The 19099-nt window shown below is 71.4% G+C and carries 15 protein-coding genes and 1 tRNA gene; 12 read left to right on the top strand and 4 right to left on the bottom strand.

Annotated elements, in window-relative coordinates; all coding sequences use genetic code 11:
* Positions 1 to 55 precede the first annotated feature (55 nt).
* From gnd to ACI2LY_RS24515, 9 genes are all read left to right on the top strand, one after another.
* The gene (gene gnd, locus ACI2LY_RS24555) at positions 56 to 937 is read left to right on the top strand and encodes a phosphogluconate dehydrogenase (NAD(+)-dependent, decarboxylating) (protein ID WP_389004458.1); all 882 of its coding nucleotides are present in this window, start codon (positions 56 to 58) and stop codon (positions 935 to 937) included.
* Between the two features lie 72 nt (positions 938 to 1009).
* Positions 1010 to 2131: a DNA replication/repair protein RecF gene (gene recF / locus ACI2LY_RS24550; protein WP_404709053.1), complete on the top strand. Its 1122-nt coding sequence runs from the start codon at positions 1010 to 1012 to the stop codon at positions 2129 to 2131.
* Positions 2128 to 2667 carry a DUF721 domain-containing protein gene (locus ACI2LY_RS24545; RefSeq protein WP_393594283.1) on the top strand — a complete coding sequence of 180 codons (540 nt, stop codon included), beginning with the start codon at positions 2128 to 2130 and terminating at the stop codon, positions 2665 to 2667. The genes recF and ACI2LY_RS24545 overlap by 4 nt, the downstream gene beginning before the upstream one ends.
* A 382-nt stretch (positions 2668 to 3049) precedes the next feature.
* Entirely contained in the window at positions 3050 to 5119 is a 2070-nt protein-coding gene (gyrB, locus tag ACI2LY_RS24540; protein ID WP_404709052.1) for a DNA topoisomerase (ATP-hydrolyzing) subunit B, read from the top strand.
* Between the two features lie 42 nt (positions 5120 to 5161).
* The gene (gene gyrA / locus ACI2LY_RS24535) at positions 5162 to 7777 is read left to right on the top strand and encodes a DNA gyrase subunit A (RefSeq protein ID WP_404709051.1); all 2616 of its coding nucleotides are present in this window, start codon (positions 5162 to 5164) and stop codon (positions 7775 to 7777) included.
* A gap of 17 nt (positions 7778 to 7794) precedes the next feature.
* A complete protein-coding gene (locus tag ACI2LY_RS24530; protein ID WP_404709050.1) occupies positions 7795 to 8559 on the top strand; it encodes a DUF3566 domain-containing protein in 765 nt (254 codons plus the stop codon).
* A gap of 110 nt (positions 8560 to 8669) precedes the next feature.
* Positions 8670 to 8743 (top strand) — tRNA-Ile (locus ACI2LY_RS24525).
* A 107-nt stretch (positions 8744 to 8850) separates the two neighbouring features.
* Positions 8851 to 9150: a putative quinol monooxygenase gene (locus ACI2LY_RS24520; RefSeq protein ID WP_404709049.1), complete on the top strand. Its 300-nt coding sequence runs from the start codon at positions 8851 to 8853 to the stop codon at positions 9148 to 9150.
* A gap of 19 nt (positions 9151 to 9169) precedes the next feature.
* On the top strand, positions 9170 to 9634 hold the full coding sequence (locus ACI2LY_RS24515) for a hypothetical protein (RefSeq protein WP_404709048.1): 465 nt from the start codon (positions 9170 to 9172) through the stop codon (positions 9632 to 9634).
* Between the two features lie 141 nt (positions 9635 to 9775).
* Here the strand turns inward: ACI2LY_RS24515 and ACI2LY_RS24510 are convergent, their stop codons facing one another.
* A complete protein-coding gene (locus ACI2LY_RS24510; RefSeq protein WP_404709047.1) occupies positions 9776 to 13840 on the bottom strand; it encodes an NACHT and WD repeat domain-containing protein in 4065 nt (1354 codons plus the stop codon).
* A 473-nt stretch (positions 13841 to 14313) separates the two neighbouring features.
* Here ACI2LY_RS24510 and ACI2LY_RS24505 point away from each other — a divergent pair, with 473 nt between their 5' ends.
* Positions 14314 to 14502 carry a ferredoxin gene (locus ACI2LY_RS24505; protein WP_393913246.1) on the top strand — a complete coding sequence of 63 codons (189 nt, stop codon included), beginning with the start codon at positions 14314 to 14316 and terminating at the stop codon, positions 14500 to 14502.
* 138 nt (positions 14503 to 14640) lie between these two features.
* Here ACI2LY_RS24505 and ACI2LY_RS24500 read toward each other — a convergent pair whose 3' ends face one another.
* Positions 14641 to 15030 carry a DUF6344 domain-containing protein gene (locus ACI2LY_RS24500; RefSeq protein WP_404709046.1) on the bottom strand — a complete coding sequence of 130 codons (390 nt, stop codon included), beginning with the start codon at positions 15028 to 15030 and terminating at the stop codon, positions 14641 to 14643.
* Between the two features lie 339 nt (positions 15031 to 15369).
* Here ACI2LY_RS24500 and ACI2LY_RS24495 point away from each other — a divergent pair, with 339 nt between their 5' ends.
* Both ACI2LY_RS24495 and ACI2LY_RS24490 read left to right on the top strand, forming a co-directional pair.
* Entirely contained in the window at positions 15370 to 15498 is a 129-nt protein-coding gene (locus ACI2LY_RS24495) for a DLW-39 family protein (RefSeq protein WP_003999697.1), read from the top strand.
* A 219-nt stretch (positions 15499 to 15717) separates the two neighbouring features.
* Positions 15718 to 16977, top strand: a complete 1260-nt coding sequence (locus ACI2LY_RS24490) for a hypothetical protein (RefSeq protein WP_404709045.1) — start codon at positions 15718 to 15720, stop codon at positions 16975 to 16977.
* Positions 16978 to 17023: 46 nt separating this feature from the next.
* On the opposite strand, the gene ACI2LY_RS24485 is transcribed toward ACI2LY_RS24490, so the two are convergent.
* Both ACI2LY_RS24485 and ACI2LY_RS24480 read right to left on the bottom strand, forming a co-directional pair.
* Positions 17024 to 18304 (bottom strand): protein kinase, encoded by a 1281-nt coding sequence (locus tag ACI2LY_RS24485; RefSeq protein ID WP_404709044.1) that lies wholly within the window; start codon positions 18302 to 18304, stop codon positions 17024 to 17026.
* An 84-nt stretch (positions 18305 to 18388) separates the two neighbouring features.
* Positions 18389 to 18937, bottom strand: a complete 549-nt coding sequence (locus tag ACI2LY_RS24480) for a helix-turn-helix transcriptional regulator (protein WP_164188304.1) — start codon at positions 18935 to 18937, stop codon at positions 18389 to 18391.
* Positions 18938 to 19099: the final 162 nt, after the last annotated feature.

Raw genomic sequence — 19099 nt, 5'->3', positions numbered from 1 at the left:
GCTCGGTGCCGGGCACCCACGTGCCCGGCACGCCACACAGCGACCTAAGGAACAACTGATGGAGCTCGGTCTCGTCGGCCTCGGCAAGATGGGCGGCAACATGCGCGAGCGCATCCGCCGCGCAGGCCACACCGTCATCGGATACGACCGCAACGCGGACCTCGCGGACGTCCACAGCCTCGAAGAGCTTGTGGGCAAGCTCAGCGCCCCGCGCGTGGTCTGGGTGATGGTTCCGGCGGGCGAGGCGACGCAGGCGACCGTGGACCGGCTCGGCGAGCTGCTGGAGCCCGGCGACGTGGTCGTGGACGGCGGCAACTCCCGCTGGACGGACGACGAGAAGCACGCCGAGGAGCTGGCGGCCAAGGGCATAGGCTTCGTCGACTGCGGCGTCTCCGGCGGCGTCCACGGCCTGGCGAACGGCTACGCGCTGATGTACGGCGGTGACGAGGAGAACGTCGCCAAGGTGCGGCCCGTCTTCGACGCGCTGAAGCCCGAGGGCGACTTCGGCTCCGTACACGCCGGGAAGGTCGGCGCGGGCCACTTCTCCAAGATGGTCCACAACGGCATCGAGTACGCGATGATGCAGGCGTACGCCGAGGGCTGGGAGCTGCTGGAGAAGGTCGACTCCGTGGAGAACGTCCGCGAGATCTTCCGCTCCTGGCAGGAGGGCACGGTCATCCGTTCCTGGCTGCTCGACCTCGCGGTCAACGCGCTCGACGACGACGAGCACCTGGACGGCCTCCGCGGCTACGCGCAGGACTCCGGTGAGGGACGCTGGACGGTGGAGGCCGCGATCGACAACGCGGTGCCGCTGCCCGCGATCACCGCGTCGCTGTTCGCGCGGTTCGCCTCGCGGCAGGACGACTCGCCGCAGATGAAGATGATCGCCGCGCTGCGCAACCAGTTCGGCGGCCACGCGGTGGAGAAGAAGCCGTAGGCACGCAGAAGAAGTAGTCCACAGGGTCGCGTCCGCGATCCACAGGCTGTTGAGGGAGGTCGGCGAACGACCATGCACGTCACGCATCTTTCGCTGGCCGACTTCCGCTCGTACGCCCGGGCCGAGGTTCCGCTCGGCTCGGGCGTCACCGCCTTCGTCGGCCCCAACGGGCAGGGCAAGACCAACCTCGTCGAGGCCGTCGGCTATCTGGCCACCCTCGGCAGCCACCGGGTCTCCGCCGACGCCCCCCTGGTCCGCATGGGCGCCGAGCGCGCCGTCGTCCGGGCGCAGGTCCGGCAGGGCGAGCGGCAGCAGCTGGTCGAGCTGGAGCTGAACCCCGGCCGCGCCAACCGGGCCCGGATCAACCGGTCCGCGCAGGTCAGGCCGCGTGACGTGCTGGGCATCGTGCGGACCGTGCTGTTCGCGCCCGAGGACCTGGCGCTGATCAAGGGCGACCCCGGTGAGCGGCGCCGTTTCCTGGACGAGCTGATCACCGCGCGCTCCCCGCGCATGGCGGGCGTCCGCTCCGACTACGAGCGGGTGCTCAAGCAGCGCAACACCCTGCTGAAGTCGGCGGCCCTGGCGCGTCGGCACGGCGGCCGCACCATGGACCTCTCCACGCTCGACGTGTGGGACCAGCACCTCGCGCGCGCGGGCGCCGAGCTGCTGGCGCAGCGCCTGGACCTGATCGCGGTGCTCCAGCCGCTCGCCGACAAGGCGTACGAGCAGCTGGCCCCCGGCGGCGGCCCCGTGGCGCTGGACTACAAGTCCTCCGCGCCCGGCACCGCGCACACCCGTGAGGAACTGGCCGAGCAGCTGCTGGCGGCGCTCGCCGAGGCGCGCAAGCAGGAGATCGAGCGGGGCGTGACCCTGGTCGGCCCGCACCGCGACGACCTGGTGCTCCGGCTCGGCCGCCTCCCCGCCAAGGGTTACGCCTCGCACGGCGAGTCCTGGTCCTACGCGCTGGCGCTGCGCCTAGCCTCGTACGACCTGCTGCGGGACGAGGGCAATGAGCCGGTGCTGATCCTGGACGACGTCTTCGCCGAGCTGGACGCGCGCCGCCGGGAGCGGCTGGCCGAGCTGGTGGCGCCCGGAGAGCAGGTGCTCGTGACGGCCGCGGTCGACGACGACGTGCCGCACGTCCTGGCGGGCGCCCGGTACGCGGTCGCCGACGGGACGGTGGAACCGGCATGAGCGCCGGTGAGGGCGGCGAGGACCGCAAGGCGCCGGAGCCGTCCGGTGTCGACCTCGCGCGCGTGGCGCTGCGCGCGGCGAAGGAGCAGGCACGCGCGCGTGGGGACGCGGCGCGGCAGAAGAAGCAGGTGCGGCGCGGCGGCGGGCTGCGCTCTGGCGCGCGGGCGGACGGCCGGGACCCGATGGCGCTGGGCGCGGCGATCAACCGGCTGCTGAACGAGCGCGGCTGGGAGGCCCCGGCGGCGGTGGGCGGTGTGATGGGCCGCTGGCCGCAGATCGTCGGCGAGGACCTGGCGAAGCACTGTGTGCCGCAGCGGTACGACGAGGACGAGCGGGTGCTGTCGGTCTCCTGCGACTCGACGGCGTGGGCGACGCAGCTGCGGCTGCTGGCGCCGACGCTCGTGGCCCGGCTGAACGAGGACCTCGGGCACGGCACGGTCCGGATGATCAAGGTGAACGGTCCGGGTGCCCCGGTGCGCCGTTACGGCCCCCTCAGGGCGCCGGGAAGCGCCGGTCCGGGCGACACCTACGGGTGACGTACCTCACGTCTGACCAGCGAGGCGTGCGGGCGCTCCAGGGCCGTACGGGTGTACGGATCACGGGCCGATCATGGGCGTACCCCCCGATGGACAAGGGCTGACGGCCCGAAGCCCTGAGCGCCGCTGTGAGCCCCTCGCAGCCCCCTTCCCCATATCGGGACCCGGTCGGGGCCGGTTCAGGGCGGCACATGCGGACTCAGGTGCCCGCAAGCCCCCATCATTGTCGGCGCTACCGGTAGACTGGAAGGCGATCCCGCCCCAATCGTGGGGACCGTCCGGGAAAAGCTGAGCAACGCTGATTCAGGGCTTACCAACGCAACATGCCGCAGCCGCTCCGGCAACCCTCCTCCCGGAGGGCGCGCACCCGCAAGGAGCGCTCGTGCTGTGCCAGAAAGGGCGCTTCGTGGCCGATTCCGGCAACCCCAACGAGAACATCCCTTCCACCGACGCCGGCGTCAACGGCGAGGCAGCCGCCTCCACCTCCTACGACGCCAGTGCCATCACCGTGCTCGAAGGGCTGGACGCGGTCCGCAAGCGCCCCGGCATGTACATCGGTTCCACCGGTGAGCGCGGTCTGCACCACCTGGTGCAGGAGGTCGTCGACAACTCGGTCGACGAGGCCCTGGCCGGGCACGCGACCATGATCGACGTGACGATCCTGCCCGACGGCGGAGTGCGCGTGGTCGACAACGGCCGCGGCATCCCGGTCGGCATCGTTCCCTCCGAGGGCAAGCCGGCCGTCGAGGTCGTGCTCACGGTGCTGCACGCGGGCGGCAAGTTCGGCGGTGGCGGTTACGCCGTCTCCGGTGGTCTGCACGGTGTGGGCGTGTCCGTGGTGAACGCGCTGTCCATGAAGGTCGCCGTCGAGGTGAAGACGGACGGCTACCGCTGGACGCAGGACTACAAGATGGGCGTCCCGACGGCCCCGCTGGCCAAGAACGAGGCCACGGAGGAGACCGGCACCTCGGTGACCTTCTGGGCCGATCCGGAGATCTTCGAGACCACCGAGTACTCCTTCGAGACGCTGTCGCGGCGCTTCCAGGAGATGGCGTTCCTCAACAAGGGCCTGACGATCAGGCTCACGGACGAGCGCGAGGAGGCGAAGGCCACCAGCGGTGCGGACGAGGCGGGCGCCGACGAGAAGGCCGAGGTCAAGTCGGTCACGTACCACTACGACGGCGGCATCGTCGACTACGTGAAGTACCTGAACTCCCGCAAGGGCGAGATGGTGCACCCCACGATCATCGACCTGGAGGCGGAGGACAAGGACAAGGCCCTGTCCCTCGAGGTCGCCATGCAGTGGAACGGTGGATACAGCGAGGGTGTCTACTCCTTCGCCAACATCATCCACACCCACGAGGGCGGCACGCACGAGGAGGGCTTCCGGGCCGCGCTGACCTCCCTGATCAACAAGTACGCGCGCGACAAGAAGCTGCTGCGCGAGCGGGACGACAACCTCACCGGTGACGACATCCGCGAGGGTCTGACCGCGATCATCTCGGTGAAGCTGAGCGAGCCGCAGTTCGAGGGCCAGACGAAGACCAAGCTGGGCAACACGGAGGCCAAGACCTTCGTGCAGCGCGCGGTCTACGAGCACCTCAACGACTGGCTGGACCGCAACCCGGTCGAGGCGGCGGACATCATCCGCAAGGGCATCCAGGCGGCCACCGCGCGCGTCGCGGCCCGCAAGGCCCGTGACCTCACCCGGCGCAAGGGCCTGCTGGAGTCGGGGGCGCTGCCGGGCAAGCTGTCCGACTGCCAGTCGAACGACCCGGCCAAGTGCGAGATCTTCATCGTCGAGGGTGACTCCGCCGGCGGTTCCGCCAAGTCGGGCCGCAACCCGGAGTACCAGGCGATCCTCCCGATCCGAGGCAAGATCCTCAACGTCGAGAAGGCGCGGATCGACAAGATCCTGCAGAACCAGGAGATCCAGGCGCTGATCTCCGCCTTCGGCACGGGTGTGCACGAGGACTTCGACATCGCCAAGCTCCGCTATCACAAGATCATCCTGATGGCGGACGCCGACGTCGACGGCCAGCACATCAACACCCTGCTGCTGACCTTCCTGTTCCGCTTCATGCGGCCCCTGATCGAGGCCGGGCACGTCTACCTGTCGCGTCCGCCGCTGTACAAGATCAAGTGGGGCCGGGACGACTTCGAGTACGCGTACTCCGACCGCGAGCGGGACGCCCTGCTGGAGATCGGCCGTCAGCGTGGCAAGCGGGTCCGCGAGGACTCGATCCAGCGCTTCAAGGGCCTCGGCGAGATGAACGCCGAGGAGCTGCGGGTGACCACGATGGACGTCGACCTCCGGGTCCTCGGCCAGGTCACCCTCGACGACGCCGCCCAGGCCGACGACCTGTTCTCGGTCCTGATGGGCGAGGACGTCGAAGCCCGCCGCCAGTTCATCCAGCGCAATGCCAAGGACGTCCGCTTCCTCGACATCTGAGTCGGTCCCGGCTGACCGCACCAGGAAGGATCTTCACCAGCAATGACCGACGAGACCCCGAACATCGTGCCCGAACCGGTGACGCCGGTGGAGGAGCCGGGCGACGCCGTCGCCCTCCGGATCGAACCGGTCGGCCTCGACGCCGAGATGCAGCGCTCCTACCTCGACTACGCGATGTCCGTCATCGTGTCGCGCGCGCTGCCCGACGTCCGGGACGGCCTCAAGCCCGTCCACCGCCGTGTGCTGTACGCGATGTACGACGGCGGCTACCGCCCCGACCGCGGCTTCTACAAGTGCGCCCGCGTGGTCGGCGACGTCATGGGTAACTACCACCCCCACGGCGACAGCTCGATCTACGACGCCCTGGTCCGCCTCGCCCAGCCCTGGGCGATGCGCATGCCGCTCGTCGACTCCAACGGCAACTTCGGCTCGCCGGGCAACGACCCCGCGGCCGCCATGCGGTACACCGAGTGCAAGCTGGCGCACCTCTCCATGGAGATGGTCCGCGACATCGACGAGGACACCGTCGATTTCAAGGACAACTACGACGGCCGCTCCCAGGAGCCGACCGTCCTGCCCGCCCGCTTCCCCAACCTGCTGATCAACGGCTCGGCCGGTATCGCGGTCGGCATGGCGACCAACATCCCGCCGCACAACCTCCGTGAGGTCGCGGCCGGTGCCCAGTGGCACCTGGAGCACCCGGAGGCGTCGCAGGAGGAGCTGCTGGACGCCCTCATCGAGCGCATCAAGGGCCCGGACTTCCCGACCGGCGCGCTGGTCGTGGGCCGCAAGGGCATCGAGGAGGCGTACCGCACCGGGCGCGGCTCCATCACGATGCGCGCGGTGGTCGAGGTCGAGGAGATCCAGAACCGGCAGTGCCTGGTCGTCACCGAGCTGCCGTACCAGGTGAACCCCGACAACCTGGCGCAGAAGATCGCCGACCTGGTGAAGGACGGCAAGATCGGCGGCATCGCCGACGTCCGTGACGAGACGTCGTCCCGCACCGGTCAGCGTCTGGTGATCGTCCTCAAGCGGGACGCGGTCGCCAAGGTCGTGCTGAACAACCTGTACAAGCACACCGAGCTGCAGACGAACTTCGGCGCCAACATGCTGGCCCTGGTCGACGGTGTGCCGCGCACGCTGTCGCTGGACGCGTTCATCCGGCACTGGGTGACGCACCAGATCGAGGTCATCGTCCGCCGGACCCGCTTCCGGCTGCGCAAGGCCGAGGAGCGCGCGCACATCCTGCGCGGTCTGTTGAAGGCCCTGGACGCCATCGACGAGGTCATCGCGCTGATCCGGCGCAGTGAGACCGTCGAGATCGCCCGCGCGGGCCTGATGGACCTCCTCGCCATCGACGAGATCCAGGCCAACGCCATCCTCGAGATGCAGCTGCGCCGTCTGGCCGCCCTGGAGCGTCAGAAGATCGTCCAGGAGCACGACGAGCTCCAGGCGAAGATCAACGAGTACAACCGCATCCTCGCCTCCGAGTCGCTGCAGCGTCAGATCGTCCACGACGAGCTGGCCACCATCGTCGAGCGGTTCGGCGACGACCGGCGCAGCACCCTGGTGCCCTACGACGGCGACATGTCCATCGAGGACCTGATCGCCGAGGAGGACATCGTCGTCACCGTCACGCGCGGCGGTTACATCAAGCGCACCAAGACGGACGACTACCGGGCGCAGAAGCGCGGCGGGAAGGGGGTGCGGGGCGCGAAGCTGAAGGAGGACGACATCGTCGACCACTTCTTCGTCTCCACCACGCACCACTGGCTGCTGTTCTTCACCAACAAGGGCCGGGTCTACCGGGCGAAGGCGTACGAGCTGCCCGACGCGGGCCGGGACGCGCGCGGCCAGCACGTGGCCAACCTGCTCGCCTTCCAGCCGGACGAGGCGATCGCGGAGATCCTGGCGATCCGCGACTACGAGGCGGTGCCGTACCTGGTGCTCGCCACGAAGGCGGGTCTGGTGAAGAAGACCCCGCTGAAGGACTACGACTCGCCGCGCTCCGGCGGTGTCATCGCCATCAACCTGCGGGCGCGCGAGGACGGCACGGACGACGAGCTGATCGGCGCCGAGCTGGTCTCCGCCGACGACGACCTGCTCCTCGTCAGCCGGAAGGCGCAGTCCATCAGGTTCACCGCCTCGGACGACACGCTGCGTCCGATGGGCCGTGCCACCTCGGGTGTGAAGGGCATGAGCTTCCGCGAGGGCGACGAGCTGCTCTCGATGAACGTGGTGCGGCCGGGTACGTTCGTCTTCACCGCGACGGACGGCGGCTATGCCAAGCGCACGGCCGTGGACGAGTACCGCGTCCAGGGGCGTGGCGGTCTGGGCATCAAGGCTGCCAAGATCGTGGAGGACCGGGGTTCGCTCGTCGGCGCGCTGATCGTCGAGGAGGGTGACGAGATCCTCGCCATCACCCTCTCCGGCGGTGTGATTCGTACGCGCGCCAGCGGAGTCAGGGAGACGGGCCGTGACACCATGGGCGTCCAGCTGATCAACCTGGGCAAGCGAGATGCCGTCGTCGGTATCGCTCGCAACGCCGAAGCGGGGCGTGAGGCGGAGGAGGTCGACGGCGAGATCGTCGTCGACGAGACCGTCGAGGTCATCGAGATCACCGGCACGGACGAGGGTGAGGCGCCCTCAGTCGAGTAGCACGAGGAGTGGATCACGTGAGCGGAGCCACGGGCGCCGGATCGGCCGGTACCTCTACGGGTACGGAGACGGACGGCGGCGGCCGTGGCTCCGCCGCGAAGGCGGGGCGGAAGCGGGGCGCGGGGAGCGCCGGTACCGCGACGGGCCCGCAGTCGGCCCCGGCCGACACTTCTTCTGCTGCTACTCCTGCTTCTTCTCCTGATTCTTCGAGTTCCCAGGGGGGAACCGTGACGGACACCCGTGGCGCCCAGGCCAAGGCCGCTGCGACCGAGGGCATGGCGGCCTCCCCGCTGCCCGGTGAGCGTGGCCCCGAGCAGCCCGGCGGGCCCTACCACCCGCCGCAGGCGTACGCGGCGCAGCCGCCCGCGGGCGCGGTACGCCGTCCGCGCTCCGGTGTGGGCACGGCGCCGCGTACCCGCAAGGCGCGGCTGCGGGTGGCCAAGGCCGACCCGTGGTCGGTGATGAAGGTCAGCTTCCTGCTCTCCATCGCGCTCGGCATCTGCACGATCGTGGCGTCGGCGGTGCTGTGGATGGTGCTGGACGCGATGGGCGTGTTCTCCACCGTGGGCGGCACGATCTCCGAGGCGACCGGGGCCACCGAGGCGACCGGCTTCGACCTCCAGGCGTACCTGTCGCTGCCACACGTGCTGATGTTCGCCACGATCATCGCGGTCATCGATGTCGTCCTGGCCACCGCCCTGGCGACGCTGGGCGCCTTCATCTACAACCTCTCCGCGGGCTTCGTGGGCGGCGTCGAACTGACGCTGGCGGAGGACGAGTGAGGGTGCCTCCCGGCCCGGTTGACGATCCCCCGACAACCGATTTTGGGACTGCCCCGGTCGTGCGCTAATCTTCAGGAGTCAGCGCGCGGGTCACCCCGCAAAGCGCGGGCGGGGCTATAGCTCAGTTGGTTAGAGCGCATCCCTGATAAGGATGAGGCCACAGGTTCAAATCCTGTTAGCCCCACATTCACGAAGACCCCCGGTCCATTTGGGCCGGGGGTCTTCGGCATACCTGCTTGACTGTCCTCGTCCAAGGCAAGCACCGGCCCATCCCTGGGAGAGGGAGTCACGATGACTTACGGCTACATCGGCTCGATGAAGACCCAGCCCGGTTCCCGCGACGAAGTCGTCTCCATTCTGCTGAGCGGGGTGGACGGTCTCCGCGAGGCGGGATGCCACCTCTACGTCGTCAGCGTGTCCGACGACGATGACGTGACCATCTGGGTGACCGAGGTCTGGCAGAGCAAGGAACACCACGACGCCTCGCTGACACTGCCGGAGACAAAGGCCGCCATCGGCAAGGCGATGCCGATGCTGACGGGAGAGTTCACCAGGCAGGAGTCGTCCGTCAGGGGCGGTCTGGGACTTTAGGCACTGAAGGGGGCGGTTCATGGGTGCCAGTGGGTGGGATTACGTCACTCCGTACAGAGGAAACGTCGAGGCGACGTTGGAGGCCCTGCACGACGAGGTCTTCCGGGAGTTGTACGGCGGCGGCGAGGAGTACGGGAGCCGTGCGGAGCTGTACGCCGACGAGGAGTTCATGGAGGAGGAGGGGACTCACTCGATCCTGGACGTGCGGCGCGTGGCCGGGAAGCCCGGCTCGGCAAAGAGTCTCACGCTCCGTCCGCTGCCCGCCGCTCGGCTCGTCCACCACTTCGGCACGGACCGCCCGAGCGTGCGTCAGTACGAGGACGCGATGGCTCGGGCCCACGAGGTGCTGGAGTCCGGGCGTCCCGCGGACGAGGGCACGACGCTGCTCGGTGAGCACCGGACGAGCTGGACCGGTGTCTATGTGGTGCTGCACGCCGAGGGCCGACCCACGCATGTCGGCTTCTTCGGTTCTTCCGGGGACTGAGCGGCGCCAGGCACGCAAAAGACCCGATCGCTGGCGACGGGGGATGCACCAGCGATCGGGCTATGGCCAAGGGTAACAAGGTTGGGGGCGTTGCGGGGCCAACGGGGTTGAACGGTGGGGGAGTTGGCTGATCTTGGTGGGTCAGTGGGGGCACGGGGGGTCGTAGGAGAGGCGGGGGAGGTACTCGTGCCATTTCTGGGGCGTGAGGACACCTCGGGTGACCGCGCAGATGTGGGTGACCGCCTCGTCCGCGTCCAGGCTCCACAGACGTACCGTGTCCGCGCCGCTGGAGACGCCGAGGACGTGGCTGCCGGGGCTGAACGCGAGGAAGTTGCCCGTCTTGGCGTACGGGCTCATCGACTGGCCGATGGGGGCCGCCGAGCCGGGGTCGGTGAGGTCCCACAGGCGGACGGTGTTGTCGTTGCCGCCGCTGGCCAGGGTGTGGCCGTCGGCGTTGAAGGTCAGTGAGGTCACCGACTCCGTGTGCCCGGTCAGGACGCGTCCGACGGGGCCCGCCGAGCCGGGGTCGGTGACGTCCCACAGCCGGACCGTGTCGTCGTCGCCGCCGCTGACCAGGGTGCGGCCGTCCGGGCTGTACTCCAGCGCGTTGACCGGGCCCGAGTGGCCGGTGAGCGGGTGGCCGCGCGGGACCGGCCGGGCCGGGTCGGTCACGTTCCACAGCCGGATCGTGCCGTCCGCGCTGCCGCTGGCCAGGGTGTGCCCGTCCGGGGTGAACTCCAGCGCGTTGATGTACCCCCGGTGTCCGGCCAGGGGTGGCCCGTAGGGGGCCGGGCGGGCGGGGTCGGACACGTTCCACAGCCGGAACCGGTGGTCGTCGTAGGCGGTGGCCAGGACGCGGCCGTCGGGGCTGAAGGCGAGCGCGTCGGCGCCCATGAAGCGGGTCATCAGCTTCAGCGGCGGCCCGGCGACCATCGGATGCGCGGGGTCCGCCACGTTCCACAGGTACACCGAGCGGTTTCCGCTCAGCACGGCCAGCGTGCGGCCGTCCGGCGCGAACATCAGGGTGCGCTGCCCGCCGTCCGCGGGCATGAACGGCGCGCCCAGCGCCACCGGCCGCCCCGGCGCCGTCACCCGCCACAGCCGGACCCGGCCGTCGCGCGCGGCCGTGGCCAGCACCTTCCCGTCCGGGCGGAACGCGGCGCCGCGCCCGGTCATGTCCGAGGTCGGCACCGCCCAGAGCCGGGCCTTGCCGTCGCCGCTGCCGGTGGCGAGGGTCCGTCCGTCCGGGCTGAACCCGAGCGCGTACATCTCCCCGCTGCTCCCCGCGAGCGGCTCGCCGACCTGGGACGGGGAGGCGGGGTCGGTGACGTTCCACAGGCTGGCCGTCGAGTCGGCGCTGGCCGCCGCGAGCCTACCCCCGTCCGGGCTGAACGCCACCGACCACACGGGCCCGGTGTGCCCGGTCAGCGGCGAGCCCAGCGGGGCCGGACGCGCCGGGTCGGCCACGTTCCACAGCCGGATCGTGTCGTCCGCGCTGCCGCTGGCCAGCACCTTCCCATCGGGGCTGAACGCCACCGAATGCACCAGATCGGTGTGCCCCCGCAACACCCCGCGCCGGGCCTCGGGATGCCCGGGGTCGGCCACGTCCCACAGCCGCACGGTGTCGTCGTCGCCCGCCGAGGCGAGGGTCCGCCCGTCCGGGCTGAACGCCACCGAGCGCACCGGCGCGCTGTGCCCGCGCAGCGCCTCCAGCGGCTTCGCCCGGTGCGGGTCGGCCACGTTCCACAGCCGTACGGTGCGGTCCTCGCCCGCGCTGGCCAGGGTGCGGCCGTCCGGGCTGAAGGCGACCAGGTAGATCGTGCCGTCGTGACCGGTGAGGGGCTCCCCCAGGGACGTGGGGTGCGCGGGGTCGGTGACGTCCCACAGGTGGATCGTGCCGTCGTCGCCCGCGCTGGCCAGGGTGTGCCCGTCCGGGCTGAACACCGCGCTGCTTACCCAGGACCGGTGGCCGTGCAGCGGGGCGCCCAGGGGCTTCGGGTGGCCTCGGTCGGCGACGTTCCACAGGCGGACGGTGCGGTCGTAGCTGGCGGTGGCGAGGGTCTTGCCGTCCGGGCTGAAGGAGGTGAGGTAGACGGCGCCGGTGTGGCCGCTCAGCGGGGTGGCGAGCGGGGCGTTCACGATGGAGATCAGCCTGCTGTACGCGCCCTCGTCGTCCGGGCGCAGCCGGTGCGCCACCAGGTCGAGGCCCGCCGCCAGCGACGGGTCGGTGTGCTGGACCCGGTCGGCCTCCGCGAGGACCTGCTCGAACACCGCGTCGTTCCGCTGCTGCCAGGCCACCACCGCCGCCCCCGCGGCCAGCACCGCCAGCACGGTGAGCGCCGCCACTGCGGCCCTGCTGACCAGCACCGTGCGCCTGCGCAGCCGTACCGAGGCGGCCAGGAAGTCCAGCGCGCCCCGCGTCAGATAGGTGTCCCCGGCCGACTCCGCCCAGCCGCGCGCCTGTTCAAGACGGGAGCCCCGGTACAGCAGGGAGCTGTCGCGCTCGGAGTCCTCCCAGGACCGGCCGTCCTCCTCCAGGCGCTGGCGCAGCAGATGGTCGCCCCGGTTGTCGTCGATCCAGTGCCGCAGCCGGGGCCAGGCGTGCAGCAGTGCCTCGTGGGTGATCTCCACGGTCTCCGCGTCGAGGGTGACCAGCCGGGCGCGGACCAGCGCCTCCAGCGACTCCTCGGTCTTGTCCGGGTCGGTGGACTCGGCTGCCAGCTGGCGCCGGGTGCCGCGCCTGCGGGTGGCCTGGGTGTCCTCGCCGAGCCGGACCAGGCGCAGCAGGAGCAGCCGGGCGGCGGTACGGGCGGCCGGGTCGAGCCCGGACCAGGCGCGCTCGGCGGTGGCCGCGACCGCGCCCTGGATGCCGCCGGCCGCCCGGTATCCGGCCACCGTCAGCCGTCCGGCCTTGCGGCGCTGCCAGGTGGCGAGCAGGGCGTGGGAGAGCAGCGGGAGCACGCCCGCGTCATGGGCGCCACGCGGGCCGTCGGCGCTGACCTCGCGGACGATCAGCTCGGTCAGGCCCCCCTCCAGCTCCAGTCCCACCGCCCGCGCCGGTCCGTTCACCGCCTCGCGCAGCTCGGCCGTGGTCAGCGGGCCGAGCACCATGTGCCGGTGCTGGAGGGCGTCGGCGAGTTCGGGGTAGCCGAGGCACTCCTCGTAGAAGTCGGCGCGGATGCCGAGGACGACCCGGACGGGGGCGGGGCCGGAGGGGCCGGGGGTGCAGGCGGCGTGCAGGAACTGGACGAAGGCCCGGCGGTCGGCCTCGCTCGGGCAGAGGGTGAAGGTCTCCTCGAACTGGTCCACGATCAGCACCGGCCGGGCCGTCCCGTGGGCGCCGGGCTCCGGTACGGGGGCCGGGGACTCCGGTGAGTGGCGTGGGCCGGGGATGGTGAGGGCCGTCCCCGGAGGCCGGTGGCCGAGCGCCCACTCGGTGACCGCCTCCCGTATCGCCCCGGAGAGACCGGGGGAGCCCGGCTCATCGTCCTCGGCGGCCCGGGCCTCGGCGGCGAGCGGGGCGAGAGCCGGGATCAGCCGGGTCAGCTCCCCCAGCGGATCGGCGCCCGGCACGAGCTGGCGGACCGTGTGCGCGCCCCCCTCCTCCAGCGCGGGCATCAGGCCCGCGTTGAGCAGCGACGACTTCCCGGCACCGGAGGCCCCGACCAGCATCACCAGTCCCCCGCCGCGTTCGGCGGCGCGCAGCTGGGCCACCAGCGCCTCCGTGCCGCGCTCCCGGCCGAAGAACCAGCGGGCGTCCTCCTGCCGGTAGGAGGCGAGGCCCCGGTACGGGCACACCGGGGACTCGGCCGGAGGAGGCTCGGCCGCGGGGCCTTCGGGGCGCTCGCCCACCGGGTCGGCCAGGGCGCGTTCCCACAGTCGCTGCCACTGGGCGACGTCGTACAGGCCGCTGGAGACCGGGGCGGGGCTGGCGCGGCGGGCCTCGGGGATGAGGATCTGGAGGACGGCGGCGAGGGCGGCGAACTGGGCGGGCGCGTTCTTGGCCCGTCTCCAGTCACTGATGCGCTGCGCGGAGACCCTGACGGGACGCCCCCGCTCGTCCACCCGCTGGAGTCGGCCGACCGCCTCGGACACGCTCTTCAGGGGCGGGTTCCCGGCCTCCCGGTACAGCAGGGCGAGGCGTTCGGCGAAGGCTGTGCGTGCCCCTGAGTCGGAACCCAAGGTCCCACCCCTCACTTCCCCCATCTGATGCGTCCGGACCGGAAAACTCACCCTATACGGCTGACCTGCGGGAAAGCCCTGGTTCGGTGGTCCGGACCTCCTCGCCCGTTGCCATAGATGGCAGGATCACATCGCGGTAGCGGAGCTGTCACACACCGTCCGGACAGGCCACCTGCCGACTCCGGGAAAAAGGCCCACCGGACGCCGAACGTTCTCGGTCAAAGTTCGCCGGGATGCTGTCACGGCGTGGCGGGACGCCATGAGATCCGTCCGCCCGTGCCGGACACACCGGCTCGGCGCGGGACGAAGACCCTCCGCTCCGTTCGGTACCGGTCCCCACGAGGGGAGGGACCGGTGCCGGACGGGCGGCGGCGTGGGCCCGGCCCGCGCCGCCGGTTCGGGCGGGCGTCACAGGGGCAGGGTCGTCGTAGACGCGGGCCGCCGGTGGCCCGCCGCGCCGGGGCTGCCCGTGCGAGCGGGCGAGCAGGGGAGGCCGCATGAAGGTGTCCGTGGACCGCAACGCGTGTTACGGCTCGGCCGAGTGCGCGTACCGCGCTCCCGAGGTCTTCGACTTCGTCGAGGGATACGGCGTGGTCAGGCCGGGCCGGGAGGATTCCGGCGACGATCCGCTGGTGCGCGAGATCGTGGAGAAGTGCCCCTCGCAGGCTGTGCTGCTCGGGGACTGAGCGCCGCCGCGGACAACGCGGCGGACGTGGTGCGGGCCCCCAGGCCGGTGGGCCGGGGGGCGTTCCGTGTCGACGGTCGGGTACGCAAGTCGCCAATAGGTCGAGACGTCCGCGGTACTGGATGTCCGGCCGAGGGGCTCAGCAGTCGAGGTGGGACGCGTACTGCTCGGTGCTCTCCTGCCGGTGGGTGGTCTCGGTGCGGTCCGGGGCGTTGACGCGGTGCGGGGTGAGGGTGCCCGCTTCCCGTCCGGCCAGTGAGCGGTTCCGGCAGTGGGGGGACTTCCCGTGGGCCTCGGCCCGGATGCGCTGCTTCATCGTGGGGGGCAGGGACCTGGCTTGTGGCCAGACCTGGTGGCTGGTGGCCGCCGGTGCCTCGGGGGCGGTGTGCTCCGTGCTGCCGTGACTCGGGCTCTCGGTGCGGGCCGAGGCGACCGGGGCGGTCGCGGTGACGAGTCCGAGCGCCGTGCACAGCGCGAGGAAGGCGGTGGCGATGGCGGTCCACAGCGTCATGACCTTGTTCCTGGCCATAACCCCTCACTTTCAGGTTGGGCGATTTGCGTACTTTCCTCATGATGTGTATGCGGGCCGCGAAGTGGTGGACCGACGCCCGTGGCGCGTCGATGTTCAGATGAACACCACACGGATGGGTGCAAGGAGGCGGAAAACCCCTGAAAGCTTCTCGAAACGGCAGGAACACAACCTTCTGTGCGGGTGTGATCACCCTCCGATCGTGGTGGCTCCGGGGCGCCGCAACCCCTGCCGAGGGGCGGGAGTTGGGGGCCCGCCGCAGGTCACCGATCGGTCTCGGCCGGTGTGTATAGTCGGGCTCCAGAGGTCCCCTACGTCAACGAAAGACGAGGTCGCGCGGTGAAGAAGCTGCTCCTGGTCGCACTGGCCGCCATCGGCGGTCTCCTTGTGTACCGCCAGATCCAGGCCGATCGCGCCGAGCAGGACCTGTGGACGGAGGCCACCGACTCCGTGCCCACCGGTTCCTGAAACCCGGCACCACGATCTGAACGAACCCCGGCCGCTCGAGCGGCCGGGGTTCTGTGTTGCCGGGTGCCGATACGTGGGGTAGGCCCCCTTCTCGGGGCGCGGGCGTTTCGGACGGCCGTGCGAAAAACCCTGATGGCGCAAGCGGTACCGGGCAATATGAGCCCCGGCATGTGACCTAGGGGCAGGGGGCGGCGGATGCGGCGGGGCTGGCGGAACGCGATGAGGGCCCTGTGCGCGGGGGCCGTGGTGTGGACGCTCGCCTGGACACCCGCGCCGGACGCCCTGGCCGTGCCGCGCGGGACCGGGTACGCCTTCGCCCCCGGTGCCGAGAGTGTCGCGGGTTCGCCGGACACCGACGGGGCGAAGTCGATCGTGGCCGGCCGCACCTACCGCAGCTCCTTGCCCGCGCACGGCCGCCTCTACTACCACCTCACCCTCGACGCCACGTCGAACGTCTACGTCCCGGTCACCGCCATACCCCCGCGCGGCGCGACCGTCGCCGCCACGGACGGCATCCGGGTCTCGATCCAGGACGCCGACGGCAACCCCTGCTTCTACTCCTCCGCGTCCTTCGGCGCCGGACTCAGCCCCCGGCCCGTCACGGCCGTCGGCCAGCGGGACACCGGCAAGTCGCTGTGTGAGGCCGCGTCCGTGTACTTCCTGGTGGTGGAGCGGCTGGACGCCAAGAACTCCACCCCGGACCGCTGGGACCTGGAGCTGGCCCCCGCCACCGAACCCGCCCTCGCGGCGGCAGCGCCGTCCACGCCGCCCGGCTCCTGGAACTCCGCCACACCCGAGCCGCCCGGCGAGGAGCCGCGGGAGCGACGCGGCGGCGACGGCTTCAGCACCGCCACCTCCCTCGGCCAGGGCGCCTGGCGCACCCGTCTCGCCCCCGGCGACACCCTCTTCTACAAGGTCCCGGTCGGCTGGGGCCGCCAGGTGAACGCCGGAGCCGAACTGGACGCCACCCCCACCGGCCACGGCTACGTCGGCGGCGCCCTCACCCTCTCCCTGCTGAACCCGGCGCGCGGCCCCGTCACCGACGTCGCCCTCGGCTACACCGGCACCCGGCGCGCCACGTCCCTCGCACCGGTGCCCCCGGTCGAATACACCAACCGCTACGCCGTACCCAGCGGCGAGAACGCGGTCCGCTTCGCCGGTGACTACTACCTGGTCGTCCACCTCAGCGAGCGCATGGCCGACTCCTTCGGCACCGGCCCCTTCGGCGTGACCCTCCGGGTGCGGGTGGACGGAGACGCGCACGCCGGGCCGGAGTACCGGGGGCGCCCCGAACCGACCGGCCTCTTCACCGTGAGCGCGCGGGACGAGCAGTCCGGCGCCACCGGGAGCAGCGACCCGACGATGCGCGCACTCGCCTACGGCGGTCTCGGCACCGGTACGGCGCTGCTGCTGGGGTTGGTCGGCTGGACGCTGCTGGCCCGGCGGACGCGGGCCGGTGCGCAGAAGCCGACGGTGTGACGGAGTACCGCCGACAGCGCGACCGACCGGCCGACCCCCGGCACACTCAGCCGTGTGCCAGTGCCCAGAGGCCGACCGCGTAACAGAGCAGCGCGAGCAGCAGCACCGGTACGGCGACCTTGGCCGGGGGGCCGGGGCGCGGGCGGGTGGCGGCGGCCCGGTGGCTGGCGGGACTGGGGGGATTGAGGGGAGGGGTGCGTGGGTCGCGGGCGGTGTACGCGGCGGTCTGCGGGTCGGTGGCGGGGCGGGGTGGCCGCGGGGGCGGGAGGTGGAAGCTGCCCGTGTCGGACATCGACGGGGCGGTGACGGCCGGGCGCGGGGTGGCGAGGTCGACGGTCGGGGGCGTGACGGAGGCCCTGGGGATCGGCGCGTCGGTCGTGGTGCCGCTGGTGTCCGGGGCGCCGGGGGCCCGGCCTTCCCAGCGCGGGTCCACCGCGGCGGCGGGCTTGGACGGGCCCTCGGGGCCGAAGCCGGGGGGCAGCGGGCCGAGCTGGTCGAAGATCTCTATCGGCTCGTCGTCGGGGCCGGGCTCCGGCAGGAGTTCCCTCGCGGCCGCGAGCGCCTTGCGCGCACCCGTGGCGGTGCGGAAACGGGCGGCGGGATCGGGCTGCAGCATGGTGGCGATCACCTGCCACAGCGGCTCCGGCACCCGCGCGGGCGCACCCGGCGTCCCGTGCTCCAGGAAGTACCGGACGATCTCCTTGCCGTCCGGCTTGGCCCCCTCCAGCAGGTACAGGGCGACCAGGCCCACGGCGAACAGGTCACCGGGGAAGTCGGGTTCGGCCCCCAGCAGTTGCTCGGGCGCCAGATAACCCGGCGTGCCCACCACGAGGTTGGTCTCGGTCAGCCGGGGTTCCCCGAACCGCATGGCGATACCGAAGTCGGACAGCCGCAGCCTCGGCCGACCGGTGCCCGTGGCCTCCAGCAGCACATTGGCGGGCTTGATGTCCCGGTGCACGACCCCCTCGGCGTGCACGGCGCCCAGGCCGGACAGCAACTGGTCCAGCAGGGTGCAGACGAACACCGGGGGGAGGGGACCGTAGTCGTTGATCAGATGGACCAGGGAGCCACCGGACACCAGGTCCATGGTGAACAGGACCTGGTCGTCGTCGGCCGCCCAGCTGGCAGGTGCCAGCACATGCGGATGATCGATGCGCAGTGCCTGCTCGCGCACGAAGCGCAGCAGGGTGTGGGCGTCGCGCTGCTGAAGCACCTTGGCGGCGACATAGCGCCGTCTGCGGTGGTCCCAGGCGCGCCATACCGCGCCCACACCGCCACGCCCGATCGGGTCGGCCAGCTCGTACCGGCCCGCGAAGACCTCACCCATGACCGTGCAGCTCCTCCCCCTGGTGTGCTGCCCCGGCCGTACGACCGGGCCCGGTGCCGGACCCCCTCCGGACCGGGCCGGGGGTCAGCTCTGGTGGGACTGGTAGTGCGCGACCGCGTCGGCGGTGCGGCCCGCGCCGTAGACCCGGAGGAACTCTGCCAGCTCGGGGTGGGTCGGGGCGAGGGTGTCCGCGGCGTCGATGATGTCCCCGGCGGCGGCGACGGAGCGCAGCAGCGACTGGATCTCGCGGACCACGCGCTTGACCGTCGGCGCGCCCGAACTGCTCGTCGTATGCGTGGTGTTGCTCAGCACCGAGCCTCCCTGGGACTTCTTGATCTCGTCCATGCGGTCGGTCGCCTCGGCCGCGCTCACACTGCCGTCCGCGACCTGTGCGGCCAGCTCCTGCAGCAGCTGGACCCGCTGGACCACCGCGGGGTTGCCGATCTTGGCGCGCTGGCCGCTCATCAGCTGCGACAGCATCGGAGCCGACAGCCCCAGAGCGGCGGCGAGCCGGGCCTGATTGAGCCCGAGATCGTCGATGAGCTTACGGAAGAGCGCCCCCAGCGGCTCCCCGTACCAGTTCCGCTGGAGCTCCCGCGCTCTCGCGGTGGCTTCCTGCTGTGCGGCGTCCATTGCGTCTCCCCATCGCTTCCCCAGAAACCGTGGTTCGCTGAAGCGAACCACGTCGAGCATCCTACGGAGCGGGGTGTTTCGCGGGGACCCCCAATCTTTTTGCGGGATACGGGGGGTGACCCGGTACTCTGGTCTGCGACGCCCGCCGGGAGCCCGTTCTCC

The organism is Streptomyces sp. NPDC002176 (genome assembly GCF_044903645.1).
GTDB lineage: Bacteria > Actinomycetota > Actinomycetes > Streptomycetales > Streptomycetaceae > Streptomyces.
The sequence above is the reverse complement of the archived record's forward strand: the minus strand, read 5'-3'. Positions and strand labels throughout refer to the sequence as shown.